This is a genomic window from Microbacterium sp., from assembly GCF_046295495.1.
Classification (GTDB): Bacteria; Actinomycetota; Actinomycetes; order Actinomycetales; family Microbacteriaceae; genus Microbacterium.
Window position 1 is genome coordinate 1 of sequence record NZ_JBKBNC010000011.1, and the last position, 24915, is coordinate 24915.

The following is a 24915-nucleotide window of genomic DNA, read 5'->3' on the forward strand; positions in this document are numbered from 1 at the left end:
GACACGCCGCTTCCCGCGCCGGGCGAGCGGCGTGTTCCGGACACTCGACGTTCGGTCGGGCGTGGCGGACGACCGGGATGCCACGCGAGGACGGCCCGCGCGGCGGATCGCCCGTTCAGATGTCGGCGCGGATCGGCGTCAGATCGCCGCTCGGAGCGCCTGGTCGAGGTCGGTGATGAGGTCGTCGGCATCCTCGAGACCGATCGACAGGCGCACGAGCCCGTCGCCGATGCCGAGGCGGTCACGTGTCTCTTGCGTGAAGCCGAGATGCGTGGTCGTCGCGGGATGCAGGGCCATCGAGCGGGTGTCGCCGATGTTGGTCATGCGGCTGAACAGGCGCAGGGCGTCGAAGAAGCGTTCCGCCGCGTCTCGCCCGCCGCGCACGGTGAACGAGAACACCGAGCCCGACAGTCCGCCGTAGTCGCGGAGCGCCAGGTGGTGCTGCGGATGCGAGGGGAGCCCGGCGTAGTCGACGCTCTCGACCGCCTCGTGCTGATCGAGCCACTGCGCGATCGCGTGCGCGGTCGCGAGGTGCTGCCGCATCCGCACCGAGAGCGTCTCCATACCCTGCACCAGGAGGAAGCCGTTGAGCGGGGAGAGCGACGGCCCGGTGTCGTTCGCGATGCCGAAACGCAGCGACAGCTCGAAGGCGCGCGGGCCGAAAGCGTCGACGAACGACTCATGCCCGGCGATCGGTGTGCCGGTCAGCGCGGGGTAGGACCGATCGGATGCCGCCCAGTCGAATCGACCGCCGTCGACGACCGCGCCCGCGAGGTTGGCGCCGTGCCCCGACAGGAACTTCGTCGCCGAGTGCACGACGACGTCGGCGCCGTGCTCGAGCGGACGGATCAGGAACGGCGTCGCGATCGTGTTGTCGACGACGAGAGGGATGCCGTGCCGCTGCGCGACGCGCACGACGGCGTCGATGTCGACGACGTCGTTCTTCGGGTTCGGCAGTGTCTCGGTGAAGATCGCCTTCGTCTCGGGGCGGATGAGGGCGTCCCACTCGGCCTCGTCTGTCGGGTCCCACACGTATTCGACGGACACGCCCATGCGGGCGAAGGTGCGGTCGAACAAGACGCGCGTGCCGCTGTAGATGCTGGCGGTCGAGACGACGTGCTCGCCGCTGCCCGCGAGACCGAGCAGCGCGATCGTGATGGCGGCCTGACCCGATCCCACGACGATCGCCCCTGAGCCGCCCTCCAAGGAGGCGAGACGGCGCTCCGCGACCTGATTGGTGGGGTTGGCGTTGCGTGAATAGAGGTGGCCCAGATCGGCGCCCGCGAAGCGGTCGGTCGCCTCCTGAAACGACGCGAACCGGTACGCCGCCGACAGATGCACCGGAGTGATGCGCGCCCCGTGCGTGAGGTCTTCCTCCTCACCGGCGTGCACCTGGCGCGTGGCGAAGCCGAAGCCCGCCCAGTCGGTGTGCGGCGGCGCGGGCTCAGCCACGGACGCCGACCACCTCGTGCGGCAGCAGCGTGCCGAGCCAGCGCGCGATCTCGCGCGGGCCGGAACGCGGTGCCGTCGCCTCGACATCGGGGTTGTAGTTCGTGTTCGTGTTGACGTCGTAGGTGACGGTGCGTCCATCGCGCGTCTCGATGAACTCGATGCCGGCGATGCCGACGCCCTCGGCCGCGAGGAAGGCGAGATACCGGTCGATGAGCGCCGGATCGACGTCGTCGCGACGGCGGAACAGGGGTTCAGGCTCGACACCGTCGGCGCCCGGAACGGCGCAGGCTTCGGCGGGGCAGAGTTCGAAGCTGCCGGCGCTCGTGTCGACGCGCACCGCGTAGACGAAGTCGCCGGCGACGAACTCGGCGCGCGTGATGAACGGCGACTTCGCGACGAGGAGTTCCTGCAGAAGGGTGATCCCGTCGGGGGAGGGCTCGAAGTCGGCCCCGCCGACCCACGCGGCGAACTCGGCGACCGTCTCCCACCGCCGCACACCGAGACCCTTGCCGCCCTGGTTGTGCTTGCTGATGAACGGCGCCCCGAATACCTCGGCCTGCGCGACGAGATCGTCGGTACCGAAGACGGCCACTGTGCGCGGAACGTCGATGCCGGCGTGCCGAAGCGCAGCGTGCTGCGCGACCTTGCTGACCTCAAGCTCCAGGACGTCGGCGCCGTTGATGACCGTGCGCCCCCACGAGGCGAGCCAGCGCAGCACCGCGCGACCGAACTCCTTGCTGTGGGCGTGGTCGCGGGTGTGGGCGGAGGCGCTGAGGCGCGACCAGAACACGCCCTCGGGCGGCTCGACCGCCAGGTCGATCGACCCGTCGGTCAGCATCCACTCTTCGAAGGGCACGCCCTCGGCCTCGAACGCCGCCGCGAACGGCGGGATCCACTGGGGGTTCTCATGGATGACATAGACCTTGCCCGACATGTCGCCAGGCTAACCCGCACCTCCGACATCGCGCCCCCGCGCCGTCACGGGACGACACGGCGCCGCGGCCTCGTCGATCGGTCACGCCGCCGGGAGGCGGTGGGTGCGCATCGGGGGGTGAAGGCGTTGTCGGTGCCGGCCGCGGGTCACCCGGAGCCGCGGGTGAACTATCGCCAACATCCACACGTAAACATGTGAATGTTCGTAGCCTCCATCGAGCGGCCACGGGCACCCCGTCCTGTATCGCAGGTGGCGGGTTCGCTGTGCATCCTCGGCCGTCGAGAGGTTGATTCCATGAGAACCACGTCCTTCCCCCGCAGGGCCTCGCTGATGCGAACCGTGACCGTCGCAGCGATCGCGACCTGCGTCATCGCCTTCTCGGCGACGCCGGCGTCCGCCGCGGGCGAGATCGACACTTCCGATCCGGAAGCCGTCGCGGCACTCGTCCGCGAAGCCGCGCCCGACGGAGCCCGACCCGTCGCCGCCACAGCCACGGAAGACGGATTCGACACGTCCGCCGGCGGCACCGACACCGCCATCCCCATCGAACCGGATCAGTCCATCGAGGTGTCCGCCACGGCCGGCGGCCGCGAGATATCCGCAAGCATCACACTGCCCGCGGGCCTCGACCTCGCCGCGGCGGAAGCATCCGACGCGGGAACGGTGGTCTATGCCAGCGAAAGCGACGCGAGCGTCGCGGTGCAGACCTTGCCGAGCGGCGACACGCGGGTGCAGACGATCATCCCCGATCGGTATGCCACGCACGAGGCCGCGTTCGGGATGGACGGCTTCCGCGCGATCGTCGACGACGCCGGAAACGCTGGATTCCAGCAGACGGGACGGGAAGGTGCGTTCGTACCGGTGGAGGCACCGTGGGCGACGGATGCCGAAGGAGAACCCGTCCCGACCCACTACGAAGTGCGCGGCGAACGGCTGGTGCAGATCGTGACCCCCACGGAGCGGACCGTGTATCCCGTCGTCGCGGACCCGACCTGGGGCTGGCGCAACGCCGCGTGGGGTCTCACCCTCAGCCGGTCGGAGACGGCGAAGATCAAGGACTACGCCGCCGCAGCGTCGTTCTGCGCTGCGCTCGCGAAGAACCAGCGACTCGTGCTCGCGTGCGGCGTGTGGTCGGGGTACCTGCAGGTTCAAGCGGCGACCGCGAACAACCTGCGCCCGAAGGGCTGCCTGCACATCGTGGTGGCGCCCTTGCCCGGCGCCATCTCCCACACGTCCTGCTGAGCCGTGGAGCACATCACCGACGTCCTCCGCCTTCCCGCGGTCCTGATCATCCTCGGCGTGCTCACCGGCGTCGCACTCGGCCTCCTTCCCCAGCCCGGCCCAGGTCGTGCGCGGTGGCTCTGGGCGGTCGCCGTCGGCCTGACGACACTGCTCGTCGGCCTCAGCGCGACGGACGCGCCGCTCGCCCCCGCGGGGATCGTCATCGGGTTCGCGGCAACCGGTGTCCTCCGCGACGTGCGGCGACGACGCAGAGCGCGGAGCGAGACGGAAGGGAAATGACGCAGGAGCGCCCCGATCGCAGTCGGGGCGCTCCTGCGTAGGCTCGGGTGGCGGAAAGGGATCCCATGACCACTGAATTCATCGATGCGAACCGCGCCAACTGGGACGAGCGCGCGACGCTGCACGCGGCCCGAGACGGTTCGGGCTACGGGGTCGAGCGCTACATCCAGGACACGGACGCACTGTCGGACGTGGTCCGCTTCGACCGGCCCCTGCTCGGTGACATCACCGGTGCTCGCGTGGTGCACCTGCAGTGCCACATCGGAACCGACACCCTCTCTCTGGCCCGCCTGGGAGCCACCGTGACCGGCCTCGACTTCTCCGAGAACGCCGTCACCGAAGCCCGGCGCTTGGCCGATGAAGCCGGCGTCTCGGTCGAGTTCGTGCGGGCGGATGTGCGGGATGCCGCCGACAAGCTGCCGCGGGGATCGTTCGACCTCGTCTACACCGGCATCGGGGCACTGTGCTGGCTGCCGTCGATCGAAGACTGGGCCGGTGTCGTCGCCGATCTGCTGGCGCCGGGCGGCACGCTGCACATCCGCGAGGGGCATCCGATCCTCTGGTCGATGAACGAAGAACTCCCCGGCCTCGCCCTGCGGTTCCCCTACTTCGAGCAGCGCGAACCGCTCGAGTGGGATGACGACGGTACATACGTGGAGGTGTCCGCTCCGCTGCAGGCCACGCGCACGTACGAGTGGAACCACGGTCTCGGCGAGATCGTCACGGCTCTGCTCGATCGGGGCCTTCGCATCGACGCGCTCGTCGAGCACGACAGCGTGCCGTGGGAGGCCCTGCCGGGACGGATGACCGAGCGCCCGAACGGCGAGTTCGCGCTGACCGAGCAACCGTCGGTGATGCCGCTGAGCTACACGATCAGAGCGTCGAAGCCGGCATAGGGCTCCCGGTGCCTCACTGCGTGCGTGACCCGACTCCGAACGCCACCGCCTCCTCCTCGGTCAGCATCCGCGATCGGATGAGGAATCGCATCCCCGTCGGTCCCTCGACCGAGAACCCCGCCCCGCGCCCCGGCACGACGTCGATCGTGAGGTGGGTGAACTTCCAGTACTCGAACTGGGACTCCGACATGTAGACCTCGATGGGGTCGTCGAGGCCGACCTCGACGGCACCGAGGTGCACGTCGCTGGGGCCGGTGAGGAACATCCCCACCGGGTAACACATGGGGGAGCTGCCGTCGCAGCAGCCGCCCGACTGGTGGAACATCAGGGGGCCGTGCTTCACGGTCAGATCGCGCAGCAGCGCGGCCGCGGCGTCCGTCACGGCGACGCGTGAGAGGTCTGGCATCCGTTCTTCTCCTTCGAAACCGGAAACGGGTGCGACCCCCGGGCGCGAACCCGGGGGTCGCGAGCGCCGACGACCCGCCGCCCCGACGCTCCGTCGAGCAGCGGCGCTCACGCGCCGCAACCAGGACTCAGAAGAAGCCCATCGCGCCCTCGGCGTACGACACGAGCAGGTTCTTCGTCTGCTGGTAGTGGTCGAGCATCTTGAGGTGGTTCTCGCGACCGATGCCCGACTGCTTGTACCCGCCGAACGCGGCGTGCGCGGGGTACTGGTGGTAGGTGTTCGTCCAGACGCGGCCCGCCTCGATGGCCCGCCCCGCGCGGTAGGCGGTGTCGCCGCTGCGGCTCCACACGCCCGCACCGAGGCCGTAGAGCGTGTCGTTGGCGATCGAGATGGCGTCGTCGAAGTCGTCGAACGACGTCACCGAGAGCACCGGGCCGAAGATCTCCTCCTGGAAGATGCGCATGTCGTTCGTGCCCTCGAACACCGTCGGGGCGACGTAGTAACCGCCCGTCAGGTCGCCGCCGAGGTCGACCCGCTCGCCGCCCACGAGCAGCTTGGCGCCGCCCTGCTTTCCGATGTCGATGTACGACAGGATCTTCTCGAGCTGGTCGTTCGAGGCCTGCGCGCCGATCATCGTCTCGGGGTCGAGCGGGTTGCCCTGACGCACCTTCTTCACGCGCTCGAGGCCGTCTCCGAGGAACCGGTCGTAGATCGAGCGCTGGATCAGCGAACGCGAGGGGCACGTGCAGACCTCGCCCTGGTTGAGCGCGAACATCGTGAAGCCCTCGAGCGCCTTGTCGTAGTACGCGTCGTCGCTGCGGAGCGCGACGTCTTCGAAGAACACGTTCGGGCTCTTGCCACCGAGTTCGAGCGTCACCGGGATGAGGTTCTGCGAGGCGTACTGCATGATCAGGCGGCCGGTCGTGGTCTCACCCGTGAACGCGATCTTGCGGATGCGCTTGTGCTGCGCGAGAGGCGCACCGGCCTCGATGCCGAAGCCGTTGACGATGTTCACCACACCGGCCGGCAGCAGGTCGCCGATGATGTCGAACAGGAACAGCAGGGATGCCGGGGTCTGCTCGGCCGGCTTGATCACCACGCAGTTGCCCGCGGCGAGGGCGGGGGCGAGCTTCCACGCGGCCATGAGGATCGGGAAGTTCCACGGGATGATCTGCCCGACCACACCGAGCGGTTCGTTGAAGTGGTACGCGACGGTGTTCTCGTCGAGCTGGCTCAGCGAGCCCTCCTGCGCCCGCAGCACCCCGGCGAAGTAGCGGAAATGGTCGACGGTCAGCGGAATGTCGGCCGCGAGCGTCTCGCGCACCGGCTTGCCGTTCTCCCACGTCTCGGCGACGGCGATCTTCTCGAGGTTCTCCTCGATCCGGTCGGCAATCTTGTTCAGGATGACGCTGCGCTCGGCGGGAGTGGTCTTCTTCCACGAGGCGAACGCCTTCCACGCGACGTCCACGGCGCGGTCGATGTCGTGCGCGTCGCCACGCGCGACCTCGCAGAACGGCTTGCCGGTGACGGGGGTGATGTTCTCGAAGTACTCGCCGCTGTGCGGATCGACCCATTCGCCGCCGATGTAATGCCCGTACCGCGAGCGGTACTCGGCGACGGCCCCGCGGGTTCCGGGTGCGGCGTAGACGCTCGAGACGCCTTCTTCGACGATGGTCATGCGTGTCTCCTTCGACGGTCATGAACGCCGCGACGGCTCCGGGCGGCGATGCGCCGACGCTACGCCGGGGGAGGTTGCATCCGGTTGCGCAGGGCACGCGGGCGCGGGCCGCGGGCGAGCCGCGACAGCACGAGATCACACGATCCGCGCGAGATCACACGCGATCGCGAGCCGAAAGCGTGTCATCTCGGCGCGATCGTGCGATTCGGCGACGCGACGGTGCCGGCACAGCGATAGCGCGCTGACCCGCGAACGAATGACGGATGCCACCACCCCGCGGCCGTGGCATCCGTCTTTCGTCGCGAGAGTTCACGCGTCGGCGTCGGCGAGCACCGAACGCAGCGGGGGCACGTTGACCTCGTGCAGGTCGACCTCGTCGAGACGCTCGATGCTCTGCACGCGCGGGGCGATCGCGCGGTCGTCGGCCACGATCCAGCTGCCGACCAGGAGGAATCGGTCGTTGCCGGCGGTGATCGGCCCGGTCAGGGCGAACGTCTGGTGGGTGGGCGTGAGGAAGGTCACGCGCACGGGCGTGCCGTGGGGGAGCGTCGACGGATCGACGACATCGGCCTCGAGCGCGGGTCGCGGTGCCTCGATCCCCAGGTCGATGCGCTGGATCTCGGAGCTCGTCGCGAGGATGACGTCGCCGACGAGCGGCTGCCCGCCGACGCCGATGCGCACGGTGCCCTCGAGGGCGTACAGGCCGTAGCGGGGCGAGCGGACGATGACGCGGGCGACATCGCCGGCCTTGACCTCGGCGAGCGCCTCGCGAATGCGCGCCACGTCGCGACGGGCACGGGCTGCCGAGAAGATGTCGAGCGCTTTTTCGTCCATATGTTCACTGTAACCACGGCCTCCGACATCGGGCATCCGCGCGGCGCGTCGCCCGTGGATACGCGCAACAGACCCCCTCAGCCGCGTTCGATCCGCTCGATGCGCGCCACCAGACCGGCACGCTTCGGCGACCGCGCGGGCAGCATCGACAGGCACAATCGCAGCACCTCGTCGTCGTCGCGGCCGTCGAGGGTCTCGGCGTAGGCCAGCAGCACGTCGACGCCCGCCTCCGCGATCAACGCCTCGCGAAGGGCCGAGCGCACCGAGTCGCGCACCTCGACGACGCCCGGCGCCTCGGACTCGGGCAGCACCGGGCCCGAGTACGCCGCCAGGGCGACACGGTGCGCTCCGCGGTCGAGCAGCGACAGCACGTGCTGCGCGTCGGTCTCGAGGTCGTCGGGAAGCCGGTAGGGACGGGATGCCGGAACGAACCGCGGCGCCACCGGAACGAGCGCGCGCCGCAGACGCACCATCTCGGGCCGGAGCGTCTCGACGGCCGCGTGGCCGTAGACGGCCTCGCTCAGCGCCTCAGCCGACAAGCCCTCCCGGTGCACGGCGAGCAACAGGAGGATCTCGGCGTGGCGAGCGGTCAGTTCGAGCGTCGCTCCGCCGGCTTCCAGCACCGCCCGGTCGCGGCCGAGGATGCGCAGCAGCGCCCGCGCGGGCGCCGACCGACGCGGAGGAGGAGTCTGCTGCGCGCGCAGCCGGGCGACGAGCAGTTCGCTCTCGATCGCCCGGGCCGTGGCATCCACGAGAAGCTGCGCCTGCGGGGTGACGGCCTCGGGTCCTCCCGTGACGTCGATCACGCCGAGCAGGCGCCGCGTCTCGGGATCGTGCACGGGCGCCGCGGTGCACGACCAGGGCTGCACGAGCCGGTTGAAGTGCTCGGCGCCGCGGATCTGCACCGACCGGTCGAGCGTCAGGGCCGTTCCCGGGGCCGAGGTGCCCACGGCATCCTCCGCCCAGTTCGCCCCCGCGACGAAGCCCATGTCGCCCGTGAGCGAGCGGATGTGCCGATCCCCCTCCACCCACAGCAGGCGGCCCGCCGCGTCGCCCACGGCCACGACGACCCCCGACTCCTCCGCGGTTCCGGGCAGCAGGAGCGAGCGGACCATGTCCATCACCCCCGCGAGCGGGTGGGCGCGTCGGTACGCCTCGAGCTCGTCGCTCGCGAACTCCAGGTGGGGCAGTCCTTCGGGTCCGACGAGGGACGCCAGCGACCGCCGCCACGACTCCTGCACGAGCGGACGCACGTCGGCGAGCCGACGGTCCTCGTTGCCGGCGAGCAGCTCGTCGTGGGCGCGCGCGATCAGCAGCCCCGATGTCTCGGGGGAGATCGCGGGTCGCGACCACGGAGAAAGCACGGAACTCCCATCGACGGTGACGGAGGTGGGTCAAGTGTAGGTCCGTGAGCGCCTCGACGCACCGGTCGTGCCCCGCGAGGGCGCCTCACCCCGGAACGATCTGCGGCCGCCGCGGGCGGGACACCCGATGACGGACGCGAACCTCCGCAGGCATCCCCCACCCTGCCCGTGAGAACCATTCCCGATCAGCGGAAAACGCCGTCAACCCCCGCCCCCACCGCGAGACCGCGGAGGCACGGTTGAGAGACCGAGAGAAAGGGATGCCATGAAGGCAGTGCAGTATCGCGAGATCGGCAAGGGCCCCGAGGTCGTCGAGATCGAGGAACCCCACGCGGGTCCGGGCCAGGTGCGGCTCAAGGTGACGGCCGCGGGGCTGTGCCACTCCGACTGGTTCGTGATGGACCTCCCCGAAGACCAGTACACCTACGGTCTGCCGCTCACGCTCGGCCACGAGGGGGCCGGCGTCGTCGACGAACTCGGCGAGGGCGTCGAGGGTGTCGAGATGGGCGCCGCCTACGCGATCTACGGTCCGTGGGGCTGCGGCCGCTGCCACGCGTGCGCGCAGGGCGCCGAGAACTACTGCCCGTACGCGGCCGAGATGGGCATCGCCCCTCCCGGACTCGGTAGCCCCGGCGCCATGGCCGAGTACGTGATCGTCGACGATCCGCGCCACCTCGCCCCTCTCGGCGACCTCGACCCCGTCGAGACCGTGTCGCTCACCGACGCCGGACTCACGCCGTACCACGCGATCGTCGCCGCGAAAGAGAAGCTGTACCCCGGCGCGACGGCAGTGGTCATCGGCGTGGGCGGCCTCGGGCACGTCGGTGTGCAGATCCTCCGCGCGATCACGCAGGCCACCGTCATCGCCGTCGACCTCGGCGAAGACAAGCTCGCCCTCGCCCGCGAGGTCGGGGCACACCACACGGTGACCTCCGACGAGCACGCCGCCGAGCGCATCCGCGAGCTGACGAACGGCCTCGGAGCGACCGCCGTGTTCGACTTCGTGGGTGTGCAGCCCACGATCGACCTCGCTCGCGCGGTGGCCGGTATGGACAGCTTCATCCACATCGTCGGCATCGGCGGTGGGATCATGCCCGCCGGCTTCTTCTCGACGCCGATGGGCGCCGCCGTGCGCGCGCCGTACTGGGGCACGCGCAGCGAGCTGATCGAGGTCCTCGACCTCGCGCGCAGCGGCGCGGTGGGCGTGCACGTGGAGCGCTACGGCTTCGACGGCGCCGTCGAGGCCTACGCGAAGCTGCACAAGGGAGAGGTGCGCGGCCGCGCGGTCGTCGTCCCCTGACCCAAGCACCGAGGGGGTGGCATCCGAATCAGGGATGCCACCCCCTCGTCGTCCATGCCACCTCCGGCATACGCGGCTCAGCCCCGCGCCGCCCACCACTCCCGCAGCCTCTTCTCGGCCTCGTCCTCGCCCAGGACGCCCTCGTCGAGACGCAGATCGAGCAGGAAGCGATAGGCCTCGCCCACCTCTCGGCCGGGCTTCAGTCCGAGCACCTCCTGGATGCGGTTGCCGTCGAGCTCGGGGCGGATCGCGTCGAGCTGTTCCTGCTCGCGCAGCGTGGCGATGCGCGTCTCGATGTCGTCGTAGGCGGATGCCAGACGCTGTGCCTTGCGCTTGTTGCGCGTGGTCACGTCGGCGCGCGTGAGGATGTGCAGGCGCTCGAGCTCGTCGCCGGCATCGCGCACGTACCGACGTACGGCGGCATCCGTCCAAGCCCCTTCGGCATAGCCGAAGAACCGCAGGTGCAGCTCGACGAGCCGCGAGACGACGGTGGTGGTGTGCGCGTCGAACCGGAGGGCCTGCAGGCGCTTGCGCGCCATGCGCGCCCCCTTCACATCGTGGTGGTGGAAGGTCACGCCCCCGCCCGCCTCGAGGCGACGCGTGGCGGGCTTGCCGATGTCGTGCAGCAGAGCGGCCAGGCGCAGCGGCACATCGGGTGCGGCATCCGGGTGTCGAACCTTTTCGAGCGCGATCGCCTGACGCAGCACGGTGAGGGAGTGCTCGTACACGTCTTTGTGGTGGTGGTGCTCGTCGACCTCGAGCCGCAGGGCGGGGACCTCGGGCAAGAACTCCTCGATCAAGCCCGTCTCCACCAGCACGCGGATGCCGCGGACCGGGTCATCGGTCTGCAGCAGGCGCACGAGCTCGGCCTGCACGCGCTCGGGGCTGACGATCCCGAGCGACCCACGCAGCTCGGCGATGGCGTCGAGCGTCGCGGGATCGACCGCGAAGTCGAGCTGCGAAGAGAAGCGGGCGGCGCGGAGCATGCGCAGCGGATCGTCGCCGAAGCTGACGGCCGGGTCGATGGGGGTGCGCAGGCGCCCGGCGATGAGGTCTTCGACACCACCGGTGGGGTCGACGAGCGTGCGCGCGGGGACGCGGAGCGCCATGGCGTTGACGGTGAAGTCGCGGCGACTGAGGTCGGCCTCGAGCGTGTCGCCGAACTCCACGGTGGGCTTGCGGGTGACGCCGTCGTAGCTGTCGGCACGGTAGGTGGTGATCTCGACCTGCTCGCCCTGCACGCGCGCTCCGATCGTGCCGAAGGCCCGGCCGACGTCCCACTGCACCGAGGAGACCGGCTTGATGAGCGCCAGGATCTCGTCGGGACGCGCGTCGGTGGTGAAGTCGAAGTCGTGGGTGACGCGGCCCAGCAGCGCGTCGCGCACGGGACCCCCCACGATCGCCAGATCGCGACCGGCGTCGGCGAAGACACGGGCGACGGTGGCGACGACGGGGTGCGCGGCGAGCTCCTCGAGGCGCGCGAGACCCTCGGCCATGTTCAGCATGCCTTCGAGCCTAACCGGGGCCGCCGACAGGGCTCGGCGGGCGCGGACGTCGTCTCGGGCTGTGCCGACGCGCCGATGCCTCGACACCGGCACGAGGCGACGAGCTCAGTCCTCGAACGCCAGGAAGCCGGTCACCAGCAACTCGCGCACGCGCGGCAGCAGATCGGCGCGCAGGTGCGCGGCATCCACCTCCATGAGCCGCGCGATCGCGTCGATGAGCGTGCCGACCGTGAGATCGCCGTCGCACGCGCCCACCAGCGCGGCGAGCGCCGGGTCCACCTCGATCCGGCGGGCGAATCCGCCGCCCTGGTGCAGTTCGATGACGGAGGGGTCGCCCTCACCGGGACGGTGGTGGCGCGCCTCGGTGACGTCGGGCGCCACGCGCAGCACGCTGTCGGCGAGATCGTCGTCGTCCAGCAGCGCCGCGCGGTCGTGCGCGGCGAGGCAGGCCGCGAGGTGGGGCCCGAAAGCCGCCTCTCCGCCGCCCGCGACGCGTTCGTAGCGAGCGAGGGTCGGCGCGCCCGCGAGGGGCCGGCGCACCAGCACGTAACCGAAGCCGACACCCGTGACCCCGCGCGCGGCGAAGTCGTCGAGCCACGCGTCGATGAGCCGCGCGTAGGCGGGCGTTCCGGGCACCGTTCCGCCGTCGCGCACCCAGAGTTCGGCGTAGGCCAGCGGGTCGAGCACCTCGCGCTCGACGACCCAGGCGTCGAGCGACGGCCCGACCCACGCCTTCACCCGATCGAGCCCCGATTCTCCCTCGCGGTACTCCCAATTGCCCAGCGACTGCGCCACGCCGCCGGGGGAGAGGTGCGCGCCGACCCCGCCGATCACCGCCGCGACGAGGGCGTCGCCCTCCATGCCCCCGTCGCGGTACTCGTAGGCCGGAACCCCGGCGACGCGCGGGGTGATGACGAACGGGGGATTGGAGGCGACCCGGTCGAACGCCTCTCCCTCGACGGGAGCGAACAGCGAGCCGAGCCGCGTCTCGATGCCGTCGACGCCGTTCACCTGGGCGTTGAGGCGGGTGAAGCGCAGCGCGCGCTCGGAGATGTCGGTCGCGACGACGTGATCGACGAGTCGTCGCAGGCGAAGGGCCTGGATGCCGCATCCCGTGCCCAGATCGAGCGCGGTGCGCGCTCGGCGCGTCAGCTGCAACCGGGCCAGGGTCTGCGACGCCCCGCCCACGCCCAGCACGTGGTCCTCGGGGAGAGGGCCCTCCAGTGCCGCCTCGTCGAGGTCGCTGGCGATCCACCACTCGACCTCCCCCTCGTCATCCGCGAAGGCCTGCGGCCGCACCAGCACAGCCGGGACCGCGTCACCGCCGGACACCGTGAGCAGCCCGAGGGCGGCGGCACCCGCGACGCCCAGCGCGGGAAGGGCGGCCGCGGCATCCGATCGCGCCACCGTCAGCCCGAGGCCCCACAGTCGACCGAGGACGGCGAGGGCATCGTCTCGGGCGCCCAGCGCTCGGGCCGCGGGTCGGCGCAGCCCCCGCGCGACGGCGTCGTCGGCCTGCGTCCCCCAGGCCTCGCGCAGGGCGGCGCTGGTGTACCCGGCGGCACGCAGATCGTCGGCGAGGGCGAGACACAGCTGCGGGTCGGGTTCGGGGAGCACCGGTCCATTCAACCGTCTGCGCGAGGCTATCGGGGGGCTTGAAGGATGCCGGGCCTAGACTCGTCGCGATGCGAGGCCCCCTCGTGCCACCGACGTTCGTATGACCGTGACCTCCCCGCCTTCGGGCCCACCCGTGCCGCGGCGCTCCCTCACGCGCCGGTTGCTGTCGACCCTGGCGGCGGGCGTCCTCGCCGCGGGGATGGCCCTGCCGGCGTCGGCGGCCGTCGCGTCCGCGACCCCCTCGCCCTCCGCCTCGTCGTCGTCGGCGGTCCTGTCGGCCGCACCGGCCGGCAACGGCGTCTTCCGCTCGGGCGAGGCCCTGTCGGTGGTGACCACGATCTCGGCCGGATCGTCGGGCGTCGCCGCGACCGGTCTGACGCTCGCGCTCGCGCAGGCTCCGCTCGCCGACGATGCCGCCCTCGACCGCTGGCTCGGCGGCGACGCGACCGGCGTGAGCCTCCAGCAGATCGCCGTCGGTTCCCTGGATGCCACGGCCTCCGGCGCTCAGACCACCACCACCGTCTCCGCGGCCGCGACCGACCCCGCGCTGGCGGGTCGTGCACCCGGCGTCTACCCCGTGCTCGTCAGCGCACCCTCGACCGGCCTGTCCGCGGCCAGCGTGGTCGTGGTACCCGCCGAGTCGGGCGCGCAGACGCCGATCGCCCTCGTCGTGCCGATCACCGCCGCACCCCTGACCCGCGGGCTGCTGAGCGCCGACGAGCTGGCCGACCTCACCGCCGTCGACGGGGCCCTGTCGGCCCAGCTCGACGCCGTCGACGGCACCGGCGCCACGCTCGCGATCGATCCGGCCATCCCCGCGGCCATCCGCGTACTGGGCTCCGCGGCTCCTCCCACCGCCGTGGCGTGGCTGGAGCGCCTGCTCGCGCTGCCGAACGACCGTTTCGCGCTGCAGTTCGGCGACTCCGACGTCGCGGCTCAGCTGCGCGCCGGATTGTCGGCGCCGCTCACCCCCACCTCGCTGCAGTCGTACATGGCCGCGGCCGACTTCACGCAGCCGGCCCCCGCCGTCTCGGCCGTCTCCACTCCCGACCCGTCGCCGGCCGTCACCCCCGGCCAACCGACCTACCCGTCCCTGTCGGCGCTCCTCGACATCGGCACGGCCACCCCGAACGTCTACTGGCCGGCCACGGGCTCCGCCGGTGCTGAGACCGTCACCGCGCTGGGTGGGCTGGGCACCCCCGACGACCCCGTGCACGTGCTGCTGCCGTCGACGAGCGTGTCGGGCGGTTCCCGGCAGGCGACGGCGGCGGTCGGGGGCGTGTCCACCCCCGTCTACGACGCGGAGGTGTCGCGTGCCCTGGCGGATGCCGCGGGACAGAACGACGCCACGAGCCGAGGGGCGTCCCTCGCCGCCGCGCAGGGATATCTCGCCCTCGCCCGTTCGGCCACCGGCGATCAGCCGGTGCTCGCCGTCCTCGATCGCGGGACCGACCGCTCGCGCGTGAGCCTGCGCGCGACGCTCGGCCTCCTCGCCACCGCCCCGGGCTTCGCCGGCACCCGCCTCGCCGCGCTCGCAGAGCTGCCGGCATCCGAGGTGTCGATCGGCGAACCGAGCGTCGACTCCGCCCGTGTCGCCGACATCGGCGAACTGCTGGCCGACGAGCAGATCATCGACCGGTTCGCGAGCATCCTCGACCAGCCCGAACTGCTCACGGGCCGCGAACGCGCCGAGATGCTGCAGGTCACCAACAACTCCTGGACGGGGGATGCCGCCCCCCAGGCGGTGGCCGACCACCGCGCCGCGACGCGCACCACGCTCGACTCGGTCGGCATCCTGTCATCCGACTTCCGGCTCGTCAGCTCGAGCGCCCCGCTGCGCCCGTGGGTGCGCAACGACCTTCCCTGGCCCGTGACGGTCGAGCTCGCGGTGCGCCCCGACGACCCCCGGCTGCGCGTGCAGGACCGCACGACGGTCGAGGCGCAGGCGTCGGCGAACACCCGCGTCGAGGTTCCGGTCGAAGCCCGCATCGCCAACGGCGAGGTGAGCGTCGACCTGCAGCTGTACAGCCCCACCGGAGAGCCGATCGGCGCCCCGCAGGCGGTCGACGTCGAGGTGCGCGCCGAGTGGGAGAGCATTGGCCTCATCGTCATCATCGTGCTGGTGGTGGCCTTCCTGGGCCTGGGCGTTCTGCGGACCGTCACGAGACGTCGGCGCGCCCGCCGCGAAGAAGAATCCGCCGGTCCCACCGATGCCCCCGAGGCGGTCGACGGGGTCGGTCTGAAAGACCCGGATGCCGACGGGCGCGGCGACGCCGACCCCGAGGCACCGGACGACGTCGAGATCGATCAGGAGACACGCACGTGAGCGGTATCGGACGCGCGAGTGTTCTCATCGGAGCGGGGACCATCGTCTCGCGACTGAGCGGGCTGCTGCGCAGCATCGTGCTCGTGGCGGCCATCGGCTCCATCGGTGGAGCCGGCGATGCCTTTGCGGTGGCGAACCAGCTGCCGAACAACATCTACGCGATCATCTCGACCGGGCTTCTGACGGCCGTGGTCGTGCCGCAGATCGTCAAGGCCGCGGCCCACGCGGACGGCGGGCAGGCCTTCATCTCGAAACTGTTCACGCTCGGGACGGTGGGGCTGCTCGGCGCCACCGCGCTGGCCATGATCGCGGCGCCCCTGCTGGTCCAGGTGTACGCGAGCAAGTTCTCGCCCGATCAGTTGGCGCTGTCGACGGCCTTCGCCTACTGGTGCCTGCCGCAGATCTTCTTCTACGGCCTCTATGCGCTCCTGGGCGAGATCCTCAACGCCCGCCGCGTCTTCGGGCCGTACACCTGGGCGCCCATCGTCAACAACGTCGTCTCGATCGCCGGTTTCGGCGCCTTCATCCTCGTCTTCGGCCCGCAGGAGCGGGTGGAGACGTGGACGCCGACGATGATCGCGATCGTCGCCGGAACAGCCACCGCCGGCATCATCGTGCAGACGATCGTGCTGCTGGTGTTCTGGCGCCGTGCCGGTCTCGCCCTTCGCCCCGATTTCCGGTGGCGAGGTGTGGGGCTTCGCCACATCGGCCGCCTCGCCGGCTGGACGTTCCTCATGGTGGTCGCCGGCCAGCTCGCCGGGATCGTGCAGTCGAACGTGCTGTCCGGAGCGACGGGGAACGACCCGGCGATCTTCGCCTCGCAGAATGCCTGGCTGCTCTTCATGCTGCCGTATTCGATCATCGTGCTCTCGATCGGGACCCCGTACTTCACGCAGCTCAGCGAACACGCCAGCGCCGGCCGTCACGACGAGGTGCGCTCCGACATCGCGCGCAGCATCCGCACGCTCGGATTGTTCATCGTCGTGTCCACCGTGGCCCTGGCGGTCTCCGCCGTCCCCGCCAGCCGCATCTTCACGAAGACCGCCGAGCAGGCTGCGGCGGTCGCGCCCGTGCTGCTGTGCTTCCTGTTCTGCCTGGTCCCCCTGGCCGTTTTGTTCGTCGTGCAACGCACCTTCTACGCCTACAACGACACCCGCACCCCGTTCTTCTTCACGCTCCTGCAGTGCGTGCTCGTCGCCGGGGGCGCGATCGCCGCCGGCGCCGTGCTCGATCGCGCCGATCTCGCCGCCGGTGTCGCCCTGACGCAGTCGTTCGCGAGCATCGTCCAGGTCGTCATCGCCACCGTGCTTCTGCACCGACGGCTCTCCGGCATCCACACGGCATCCTGGTCGTGGGCCCTCGTCCGCTTCGGACTCGCGGCGATCCCCGCCGGAGCCGTCGGATACGGCGTCTTCCTCCTGCTCGGGGGGAACGACGGCTGGACGACGAGCAGTCCCCTGGCGGGAGCGGCGGGCGCCGCTATCGTGGGCTCGGTCGTGCTGGTCGTGTACCTCGGGATCCTCGCGGTGTTCCGGACCCCCGAGCTCGCCCCGGCGATCTCTCTGGGCCGACGCTTCCTCCCCCAGCGCTAGCCCCCCCGAGCCGCGGAATACCGCAGGGCTAGCATGGGTTTCATCCGACGGAATCAACGAAGGGAACGCGCTACCGTGCGTCACGTCATCATCATCGGATCCGGCCCGGCCGGCTATACCGCCGCCATCTACGCCGCCCGTGCCAACCTCGAGCCCCTCGTCGTCGCGAGTTCCGTCGAAGCCGGCGGCGACCTCATGAACACGACCGAGGTCGAGAACTTCCCCGGCTTCCCCGAAGGCATCCAGGGGCCCGACCTCATGGCCAAGATGCAGGCGCAGGCCGAGCGGTTCGGTGCGCAGGTGCTCTACGACGACGTCGTCTCGCTCGAGCTCGACGGACCCGTCAAGCGGATCACGCTGGGCAGCGGCAAGGTCGAAGAAGCCGTCTCGGTGATCTACGCGACCGGTTCCGCCTACCGCAAGCTCGGCCTGGAGGGCGAGGACCGCCTGTCCGGCCGAGGTGTGTCGTGGTGCGCCACGTGCGACGGTTTCTTCTTCCGCGACCGCACGATCGCCGTGGTGGGTGGCGGTGACTCCGCCATGGAAGAGGCGAACTTCCTGACCAAGTTCGCGTCGAAGGTGTACATCATCCACCGCAAGGACTCGCTGCGGGCCTCGAAGATCATGCAGGAGCGCGCCTTCGCGAACCCCAAGATCGAGTTCATCTGGAACAGCGCCGTCGACGAGATCCTCGGCGACGAGGCCGTGAACGGCGTGCGTCTGCGCTCGACCGTCGACGACACCCTGCGCGAGCTCCCGCTCGACGGACTGTTCGTCGCCATCGGAAACGACCCCCGAACGCACCTCGTGCACGACAAGCTGCAGCTGACCGACCAGGGCACCATCTGGGTCGACGGACGTTCGTCGCGTACCTCGGTCGAGGGCATCTTCGCGGCCGGCGACGTGATCGACCCCACTTACCGCCAGGCCATCACCGCCGCGGGCAGCGGTACCGTCGCCGCCCTCGACGTGGAGCACTTCCTCGCCGCCCGCGGTGAGGCCGGCGAGCCCGCCGTCGCCGAGAGCCCCATCGAGGGCCTCCCCGACGCCGCGGTGGTCTGAGGAACAAAACCGGGTTCACCGGCGTTTTCATTCACTGACGCTCTCATCTAAGGAGAAAACCAAATGACTGCCAAGGCGACGACCTCCGCAACGTTCGAGCAGGACGTGCTGAAGGCCGACGGACCCGTCCTCGTGGACTTCTGGGCCGAGTGGTGTGGACCGTGTCGCATGGTCGCGCCCGTGCTCGACGAGATCCAGAACGAGAACGCGGGCAAGATCACGGTCCTCAAGCTCAACGTCGACGAGAACCCCGATCTGGCGATGAAGTACCAGATCACGTCGATCCCCGCGATGAAGGTCTTCCAGGGCGGTGAGGTCAAGACGACCATCATCGGCGCGAAGCCCAAGTACGCGCTCGAGCAGGACCTCGCAGCCTTCATCGGCTGACACCTGCACCCCGAAGCCCCCGACACCCCCGGTGTCGGGGGCTTCGTCTTTTCCGCGTCCACTTTGGATGCCATGGGGCCACTGATGGAGCTACGGCCCCGACGGGATGTTTGCCCGGGGCAGCGCCGTGGGGCGTGGCGCTCCGCGATGGCGTGAGGTCGTGGCGCATGCGCGTGGCGACGTGGCGCGTGCGCCTGGCGCGTGGGCGTGGCGCGTGCGCGCGGCGACGTGGCGCGCGGCGACCTGGGGCGGGGCGGTTGGCGCGCGCCGGAGGTCGGGCCACGTCGCGGCTCACGGCTCAGCGCCCGGGGCGTGGTGGGTAGCGCCGTGCACGAAGTCGTGAAAGGTGGCGCCTCCCGAGCTCAGCACCTCGAAGCGGGGCGGTCAGCGGGCGGGCGAGGCGCGGCTGGCACCTGTCGACGCATCGGAGCCGGCAGGCGGACCGCCAACAAGCAATGGTCTCAGTGGGCCGGAAGTGGTCTCAGCGGGCCTGGAGGGCCTCAGGAGGCGTCGAGGCGCGCACTGGCGTCCCAACGGCGGTGCGGCTCTTCGTCGCCCAGGATGCGCCACACGGCTCGCGTGAGAGGCGGATACTCGAGCGCGATTTGGCGAAGCACACGATAGTTGCGGGACCGATTGGGTCGAACACCGCCGTTCTCGGCGATGTTCTCCGAGCGAAGGGTCAGAACGACCAGTTCATCAACGCTGGGCAGGTCTTCCATGAACTCCCACGGGTCTTCGCCACCGCGCAGTCGCTCGTGGATCAACACCGCGATTTCGTCTGAGGCCTCCGCGCGCAGAAGTTCGAGGCTGGCGCGACGGCGGGGGCTGTCATCGTTCGCAGTCACCACTCCAGCGTACGACGGACCACCGACACGGGGCTCCGAGCATCGTTCGCTGATCGCGTGACGAACGCCTCTTGCGCGGGGTCAGCCCGTGTATCCGTCCTCACCAAGGGCGGCGAGAATGCGATTGAGGTCCTGGATGCTGGCAAAATCAATGCTGATCTGGCCTTTTCTGGCCGTGAGAGAAACGCGGACCTTTGTATCGAGGCGGTCACCCAAACGCTCCGCGACATCATCCAGACCGGACCGGCGGGAACCAGCGGCGGGCTTCTGACGGACAGGTGCAACACCCGGCATCTTCGCCGCCGCCTCGGCGGCGCGCACCGAAAGATCTTCGTTGACGATCTTGTCAGCGAGCTTCTGCATCTCCTTCGGGTCCTCGAGCGAGAGGATGGCGCGGGCGTGACCCGCGCTGAGAATGCCGACCGCGACGCGCTGCTGCACCGGCACCGGCAGCTTCAGCAGTCTGATGGTGTTGCTGATCTGGGGACGAGACCGACCGATGCGGGTCGCCAGCTCTTCCTGCGTGATTCCGAAGTCCTCGAGCAACTGCTGGTAGGCCGAAGCTTCTTCCAGCGGGTTCAGCTGGGAACGATGCAGGTTTTCAAGAAGAGCGTCACGGAGCAGGTACTCGTCGTCGGTCTCACGAACCACCGCGGGGATCGTCTCGAGGCCGGCCTCGCGAGAAGCGCGCGTGCGACGCTCGCCCATGATCAGCTCGAAAGTACCGTCACCCTTGTCGCGGACGACGACCGGCTGCAGGACACCGAATTCGCGGACGGAGTGGATGAGCTCCGCGAGGTCGTCCGGATCGAAGTGCGTTCGCGGCTGCCGCGGATTGGGAACAATCGACTTCGGGTCGATGTGAACGAGACGAGCGCCGGGCACGGAGACGAGATCTTCACCGTTCTCCGATGCGGACGCCGTCGTAGACGATTCCTGCTGAGGAGCCTTGCCCTCGGGGAAGAACACGTCGACGGGGCGGGCCTCGGAGGGCTCCGCCGTGGGGATGAGGGCGCCGATACCGCGGCCCAGTCCGGTCCTCTTGGCCATCAGGAACCCTTCTTCGTGGTGTCTCGCGCGACGATTTCAACCGCGGCTTCGCGGTAGGCGATGGCGCCCGCTGACTGGCCATCGTACGCGATGACGGTCTGCCCGAAACTCGGTGCCTCTGACACGCGCACGGAACGGGGGATGACCGTGTCGAGGACCTCGTCCGTGAAGTGAGAGCGAACCTCTTCGGCGACCTGCTGCGCGAGACGCGTGCGTCCGTCGTACATGGTGAGCAGGATGGTCGACACGTGCAGTGTGGGATTCAAGTGCTTCTGGATCATCTGCACGCTACCGAGAAGCTGACTCAGCCCCTCCAGTGCGTAGTACTCGCACTGGATCGGGATCAACACCTCATCCGCCGCGGTGAACGCATTGATGGTCAGGAGGCCGAGCGAGGGAGGGCAATCGATGATCACGAAGTCGAGTCGGTTGTCCTCGTCGGCGAGGTAGTCACGAAGCGCACCGCGGAGCCTGTGCTCACGTGCAACTTGCGAAACCAACTCGATTTCGGCGCCGGCGAGATGGATCGTGCTGGGCGCGCACAGGAGATTGGACGACTCAGGGCTCGTCTGGATGATGTCGACCAGCGGGAAGTCATCGATCAGCACATCGTAAATACTGGGCGTCTCCGCGTTGTGAGCTACCCCGAGGGCCGTGGACGCGTTTCCCTGCGGGTCGAGATCGATCACGAGGACGCGTGCGCCGACGGAGGCAAGCGCGGCGGCGATGTTCACGGCCGTCGTCGTCTTGCCGACGCCGCCCTTCTGATTCGACACGGTGAAGACCCGCGTCCGACCCGACAGTTCAATCGTCTCTGTCTTGGCCTCGAGCGCGCGGCGACGAGCAGAGAGATTCGCGATCTCGCGAGCGATGGGGGAGTCGTCGAAAGACGACGTGGACGCCTCATCGGACTGTTTCACGTGAAACACACCTCTCACCGTCTCGAACTTGCCCAGTCTACCCGCGACGCCAGACATCCCAACGGTTCATCAGGTCTGCTCGTACGACGACTACGCAATAGAGAGCAAACGCAAGAAGACTGGCTCGCCGACCACCCAGCCGCTTCGGCTAACGCATGCCCGCCCGTGAGCTACCAGGCGTAGTCGGCCGGCGGACGATACTGACTGGAAGGGAGCCCTCTTGCTACCTGCTGCGTTGCGACTTCTCTGCGAGCTTCGCACCCACCCATGGGTGTCGCCCTTAGCGCGGATGGGACCGCTTATCCGCATTCGGCAGCCACCGAGTGGGAGGTGTGTGGGGGGGCGGGTTGAGTCATCCTGCAGGCGACGACGCGCTAACCCCTGGCGACTCGCGCACTCAGACACCAGGACCAGGTCCTCGAAACGTCCACGTCATGGCGCCAACGCATCCGCTGGCGCACTCCCAGCGGGCTGTTTCACGTGAAACATTGGTAGCTGGGCTGGGATAACAGCTTGTGCTTTAACGCGCCGCTGAGCACGACAAGATCGAACGTGTCAGGCTTCCCGCTGGCGCGTCACCAACGGGTTCTGCAGAACCTCGCGCGCGCGTCCGCACATCTTCGGGCGAAGCGGTTCAACACCACCGGGTCACTGCCTCACCTCCGTCGCTCTAACCCACAATGCGGGTGGATTCGAGCGTTTCACGTGAAACATGTCACAACCCGTGACAGCTGGGCACGCAGCTCGATCATGCGTCCGTCAGCTTCCCGCCATGACTGCCGCGAGGAGATGAGCGCCTCCGCACACGCGACCGGTGATTGAACGCGGGCCCACGCCACAGCCGGACACCGCCCGCGCCGCGGCACGGACCACCCTGTGAGCAGGCGCAAGGCTGTCGCGGTGCTGCCATCAGGCGAAGTGGCGGCAGGAAACACATCGCCGAGCCGGGGAATCCGCGGCGAATCGAGACACCGAAGAGGACGAGGGATGCAGGTCGGCGCGCAAGGGCGCGATCCTGACACGACCACGTGTCGCGAGTTTCAGTCTTACCCCGACCTTGGAAACAGTGCCTGCGCCGCGCAGTCAGCACGCACCACGTGCGGACGATCGAGACCGGCGCAGCGCCTGCGCCTGGCCTCAGGCCAAGGAGAATCCGGCGTCCTTGACGCCCACCGAGATCGGGGCGACCCCGGTCGCGCGGATTTGGCGAGGAAGAGGGAGATGAGCCCCCGCGGCGACCTGAGGGCCGCGCCACGACGTCGCATCACTAACGGTCGGCCGACGTGATCCTCGGCCGGCCCCGCGCATGCACCGACGACCAACACACCAGCTCGGACCGTATCCGGGGCCGAGCGATCCAACCCGTCGAATGTCGCTCGATGGCTCACATCCTGACGGCCCTGCTGCAAGCCAAACTGCGGGCCCGTCTTTCATGAGTCCGCCGATGGAACCGGGAACTCAGGCGGTCCGGCGAACACCTCAGGCGACCGACCTGGCCGGCCGCGAGACGATCCGCCGATGGATCTGGCGCATCACCACACCATCGTCGCCGAACGCAGTCTTCACACGACAGGGGACACCACCGCACCCCTGGATTTGCTTGTTCGCGTCACCAGCAGCCGGGCCCCATCGCCAATGGCCGCGCGCGGCGGGGCCCGACCGGACCCTCATGTCGCTGCGAATTCGAGGGGGGTACAACGTGGGACCCCCCTCAGACGAAGTGGCCCGCACGCCGTCGCGGGACTAGACCTCTGTGGTGTCACACAGGAGCGAGCAAACGATTGCCCCACTCGAAACACAACTCGTCGCATTCGTGCCGTGTGTAAATGCTTCACGTGAAACAGGCAGCTTCATACGGCCGTGTCAGTGTCCCGCCGAAACCGGCTATCGGGGGCTTCTTCGGCTCGGCGGCGTCACCAGCGAAGCAGCGCGAGTGCCTCCCGGACACTGTGAACGGTACCACTAACGGACTGCCGACACCCGCACCCACCGGAACGCCCCCTCAGAGGGGGCCGGACGGGACATGCCATGTTCACGAGGGCGCTGAACGTTGCTCCGGCCCGCTTCAGCGCGCGCATTGATGCACGCGGCGCCAATGATCGATGAGTGACAGGTACCGATCCTTCATCAGGCGCTGAGCGTGTCAGTCGTTTCACGTGAAACATCCCGCGGCGAGCACCGTGGCCGCGGCTTACGCGTCACAAGAGCGACGCTAGTGGCGGCGTGTGCTGTTATGGGCGCCTGCTGCGCAGGGGAGGGGGCGCGCAGAGCGACTCGCCACCGTGCGCCACCGATGTGTGTCGCGGTGGCAGCGCCCGTCGAGCCGAGCCCGCGGTACCGGCTGCGCATGGTCGCGCATGCGTCCGAGGGTCGCGCGCGCCCCCTCATGGTGCGTATGTGAACCGCTGCCCCTGCACGCGTGCGCGGGGGACGACCGGTCCCGGGGGTCTTTCACTCAATGGCACACCGCCCGCCCGAAGTCCCACGCCCCACAATCTGAGCCTTAGAACACCGCGCGGCCTAGCGACACACGACTGAGGGAAAGCCTCGTGCACACTGAGCGTGGTGATCCGCTCTGATGGACTCATCGTTCTGACCGGGCACGGATCCCTACATTGGTAGCCCTCGTGTGCTGGGCGATGCGGGCGAGCGATGCACCACGACACAGACCGTTCTTTCCCGGCCTTCCACAACCCCGGTCGACCGGCTTCGGTGGCATCACAGCGGGTAGGACTCGCCCTTTGGCATTCATGCGCGGTTCGTCCTCACGCGATGACAGAGGAGGCGTCCCGACCGACAAAGTCGGCGTCGCGATCCATCCGAAGCGGACTTCACAGATCCGGCCACCCGCCGCGCGACGCCGTCCGTGATCGGACGCGCACCCGCTTGTCGGCGCACGTGCGGGCCACTTCACATTGCCCCGCCGGTTCGAGCGCGGGCGTTCCCAAGACTGCCCCATAATCCGAGCTCGAGAGCGATGACCGGCCTTTGCGACCAGATGACCGATGGACTCGTGGGACACAGCTCACCGACGACCGTGACGCCGATCTGATGTTTCACGTGAAACAGCGCGCACGAGACCGCCCACGCCTAGGCGACGCCCGAGGACAACAAGCCTCGGCGATCATGCGACCCGGCCGCACGAATGCTGTCGACCGGATGAGAGTCACGTCGAGTCGACCCACATCGTCGCTCCACATGCTCGATAGGGGAGGGGCACCAT

Annotated in this window: 19 protein-coding genes; 8 read left to right on the top strand and 11 right to left on the bottom strand. The window is 69.4% G+C overall.

The window, feature by feature from the left end; genetic code table 11:
• Positions 1-138: 138 nt before the first annotated feature.
• The gene (locus ACK4LS_RS06165; protein ID WP_409714751.1) at positions 139-1452 is read right to left on the bottom strand and encodes an O-acetylhomoserine aminocarboxypropyltransferase/cysteine synthase family protein; all 1314 of its coding nucleotides are present in this window, start codon (positions 1450-1452) and stop codon (positions 139-141) included.
• Positions 1445-2386, bottom strand: a complete 942-nt coding sequence (locus tag ACK4LS_RS06170) for a RimK family alpha-L-glutamate ligase (protein ID WP_409714754.1) — start codon at positions 2384-2386, stop codon at positions 1445-1447. The genes ACK4LS_RS06165 and ACK4LS_RS06170 overlap by 8 nt, the downstream gene beginning before the upstream one ends.
• A gap of 294 nt (positions 2387-2680) precedes the next feature.
• On the opposite strand from ACK4LS_RS06170, the gene ACK4LS_RS06175 reads away from it, so the two are divergent.
• The 3 genes from ACK4LS_RS06175 (at position 2681) to ACK4LS_RS06185 (ending at position 4803) form a co-directional block, all read left to right on the top strand.
• The gene (locus ACK4LS_RS06175; RefSeq protein ID WP_409714757.1) at positions 2681-3628 is read left to right on the top strand and encodes a hypothetical protein; all 948 of its coding nucleotides are present in this window, start codon (positions 2681-2683) and stop codon (positions 3626-3628) included.
• 3 nt (positions 3629-3631) lie between these two features.
• Positions 3632-3907: a hypothetical protein gene (locus ACK4LS_RS06180; protein WP_409714759.1), complete on the top strand. Its 276-nt coding sequence runs from the start codon at positions 3632-3634 to the stop codon at positions 3905-3907.
• 65 nt (positions 3908-3972) lie between these two features.
• Complete coding sequence (locus ACK4LS_RS06185) at positions 3973-4803, top strand: class I SAM-dependent methyltransferase (protein ID WP_409714762.1); 831 nt, start codon at positions 3973-3975, stop codon at positions 4801-4803.
• Positions 4804-4816: 13 nt separating this feature from the next.
• Here the strand turns inward: ACK4LS_RS06185 and ACK4LS_RS06190 are convergent, their stop codons facing one another.
• The 4 genes from ACK4LS_RS06190 to ACK4LS_RS06205 form a co-directional block, all read right to left on the bottom strand.
• Positions 4817-5209: a DUF779 domain-containing protein gene (locus tag ACK4LS_RS06190; RefSeq protein WP_409714765.1), complete on the bottom strand. Its 393-nt coding sequence runs from the start codon at positions 5207-5209 to the stop codon at positions 4817-4819.
• A 127-nt stretch (positions 5210-5336) separates the two neighbouring features.
• The gene (locus tag ACK4LS_RS06195; RefSeq protein WP_409714768.1) at positions 5337-6887 is read right to left on the bottom strand and encodes an aldehyde dehydrogenase family protein; all 1551 of its coding nucleotides are present in this window, start codon (positions 6885-6887) and stop codon (positions 5337-5339) included.
• 309 nt (positions 6888-7196) lie between these two features.
• Entirely contained in the window at positions 7197-7721 is a 525-nt protein-coding gene (locus ACK4LS_RS06200) for a hypothetical protein (protein ID WP_409714771.1), read from the bottom strand.
• 77 nt (positions 7722-7798) lie between these two features.
• Complete coding sequence (locus tag ACK4LS_RS06205) at positions 7799-9085, bottom strand: GAF domain-containing protein (RefSeq protein WP_409714774.1); 1287 nt, start codon at positions 9083-9085, stop codon at positions 7799-7801.
• Between the two features lie 265 nt (positions 9086-9350).
• Here ACK4LS_RS06205 and ACK4LS_RS06210 point away from each other — a divergent pair, with 265 nt between their 5' ends.
• The gene (locus tag ACK4LS_RS06210; protein ID WP_409714777.1) at positions 9351-10385 is read left to right on the top strand and encodes an NAD(P)-dependent alcohol dehydrogenase; all 1035 of its coding nucleotides are present in this window, start codon (positions 9351-9353) and stop codon (positions 10383-10385) included.
• A gap of 77 nt (positions 10386-10462) precedes the next feature.
• Here the strand turns inward: ACK4LS_RS06210 and ACK4LS_RS06215 are convergent, their stop codons facing one another.
• Positions 10463-11890 carry a CCA tRNA nucleotidyltransferase gene (locus ACK4LS_RS06215; protein ID WP_409714780.1) on the bottom strand — a complete coding sequence of 476 codons (1428 nt, stop codon included), beginning with the start codon at positions 11888-11890 and terminating at the stop codon, positions 10463-10465.
• 105 nt (positions 11891-11995) lie between these two features.
• A complete protein-coding gene (locus tag ACK4LS_RS06220) occupies positions 11996-13507 on the bottom strand; it encodes a methyltransferase (protein ID WP_409714783.1) in 1512 nt (503 codons plus the stop codon).
• A gap of 106 nt (positions 13508-13613) precedes the next feature.
• On the opposite strand from ACK4LS_RS06220, the gene ACK4LS_RS06225 reads away from it, so the two are divergent.
• The 4 genes from ACK4LS_RS06225 to trxA all read left to right on the top strand — a co-directional run bounded on the left by ACK4LS_RS06225 (position 13614) and on the right by trxA (position 18874).
• Positions 13614-15833, top strand: coding sequence for a DUF6049 family protein (locus tag ACK4LS_RS06225; RefSeq protein ID WP_409714786.1), 2220 nt, complete (start codon positions 13614-13616; stop codon positions 15831-15833).
• Positions 15830-17425, top strand: a complete 1596-nt coding sequence (gene murJ, locus ACK4LS_RS06230; protein ID WP_409714789.1) for a murein biosynthesis integral membrane protein MurJ — start codon at positions 15830-15832, stop codon at positions 17423-17425. Before ACK4LS_RS06225 ends, murJ begins: the two co-directional genes overlap by 4 nt.
• Positions 17426-17500: 75 nt before the next feature.
• The gene (trxB, locus tag ACK4LS_RS06235; protein WP_409714792.1) at positions 17501-18487 is read left to right on the top strand and encodes a thioredoxin-disulfide reductase; all 987 of its coding nucleotides are present in this window, start codon (positions 17501-17503) and stop codon (positions 18485-18487) included.
• 63 nt (positions 18488-18550) lie between these two features.
• Positions 18551-18874, top strand: a complete 324-nt coding sequence (gene trxA, locus ACK4LS_RS06240) for a thioredoxin (protein WP_409714795.1) — start codon at positions 18551-18553, stop codon at positions 18872-18874.
• Positions 18875-19374: 500 nt separating this feature from the next.
• On the opposite strand, the gene ACK4LS_RS06245 is transcribed toward trxA, so the two are convergent.
• The 3 genes from ACK4LS_RS06245 to ACK4LS_RS06255 form a co-directional block, all read right to left on the bottom strand.
• Complete coding sequence (locus tag ACK4LS_RS06245; RefSeq protein ID WP_409714798.1) at positions 19375-19722, bottom strand: tryptophan synthase subunit alpha; 348 nt, start codon at positions 19720-19722, stop codon at positions 19375-19377.
• A gap of 81 nt (positions 19723-19803) precedes the next feature.
• Complete coding sequence (locus ACK4LS_RS06250; protein ID WP_409714801.1) at positions 19804-20772, bottom strand: ParB/RepB/Spo0J family partition protein; 969 nt, start codon at positions 20770-20772, stop codon at positions 19804-19806.
• The gene (locus ACK4LS_RS06255; RefSeq protein ID WP_409714972.1) at positions 20772-21701 is read right to left on the bottom strand and encodes a ParA family protein; all 930 of its coding nucleotides are present in this window, start codon (positions 21699-21701) and stop codon (positions 20772-20774) included. Before ACK4LS_RS06255 ends, ACK4LS_RS06250 begins: the two co-directional genes overlap by 1 nt.
• Positions 21702-24915: the final 3214 nt, after the last annotated feature.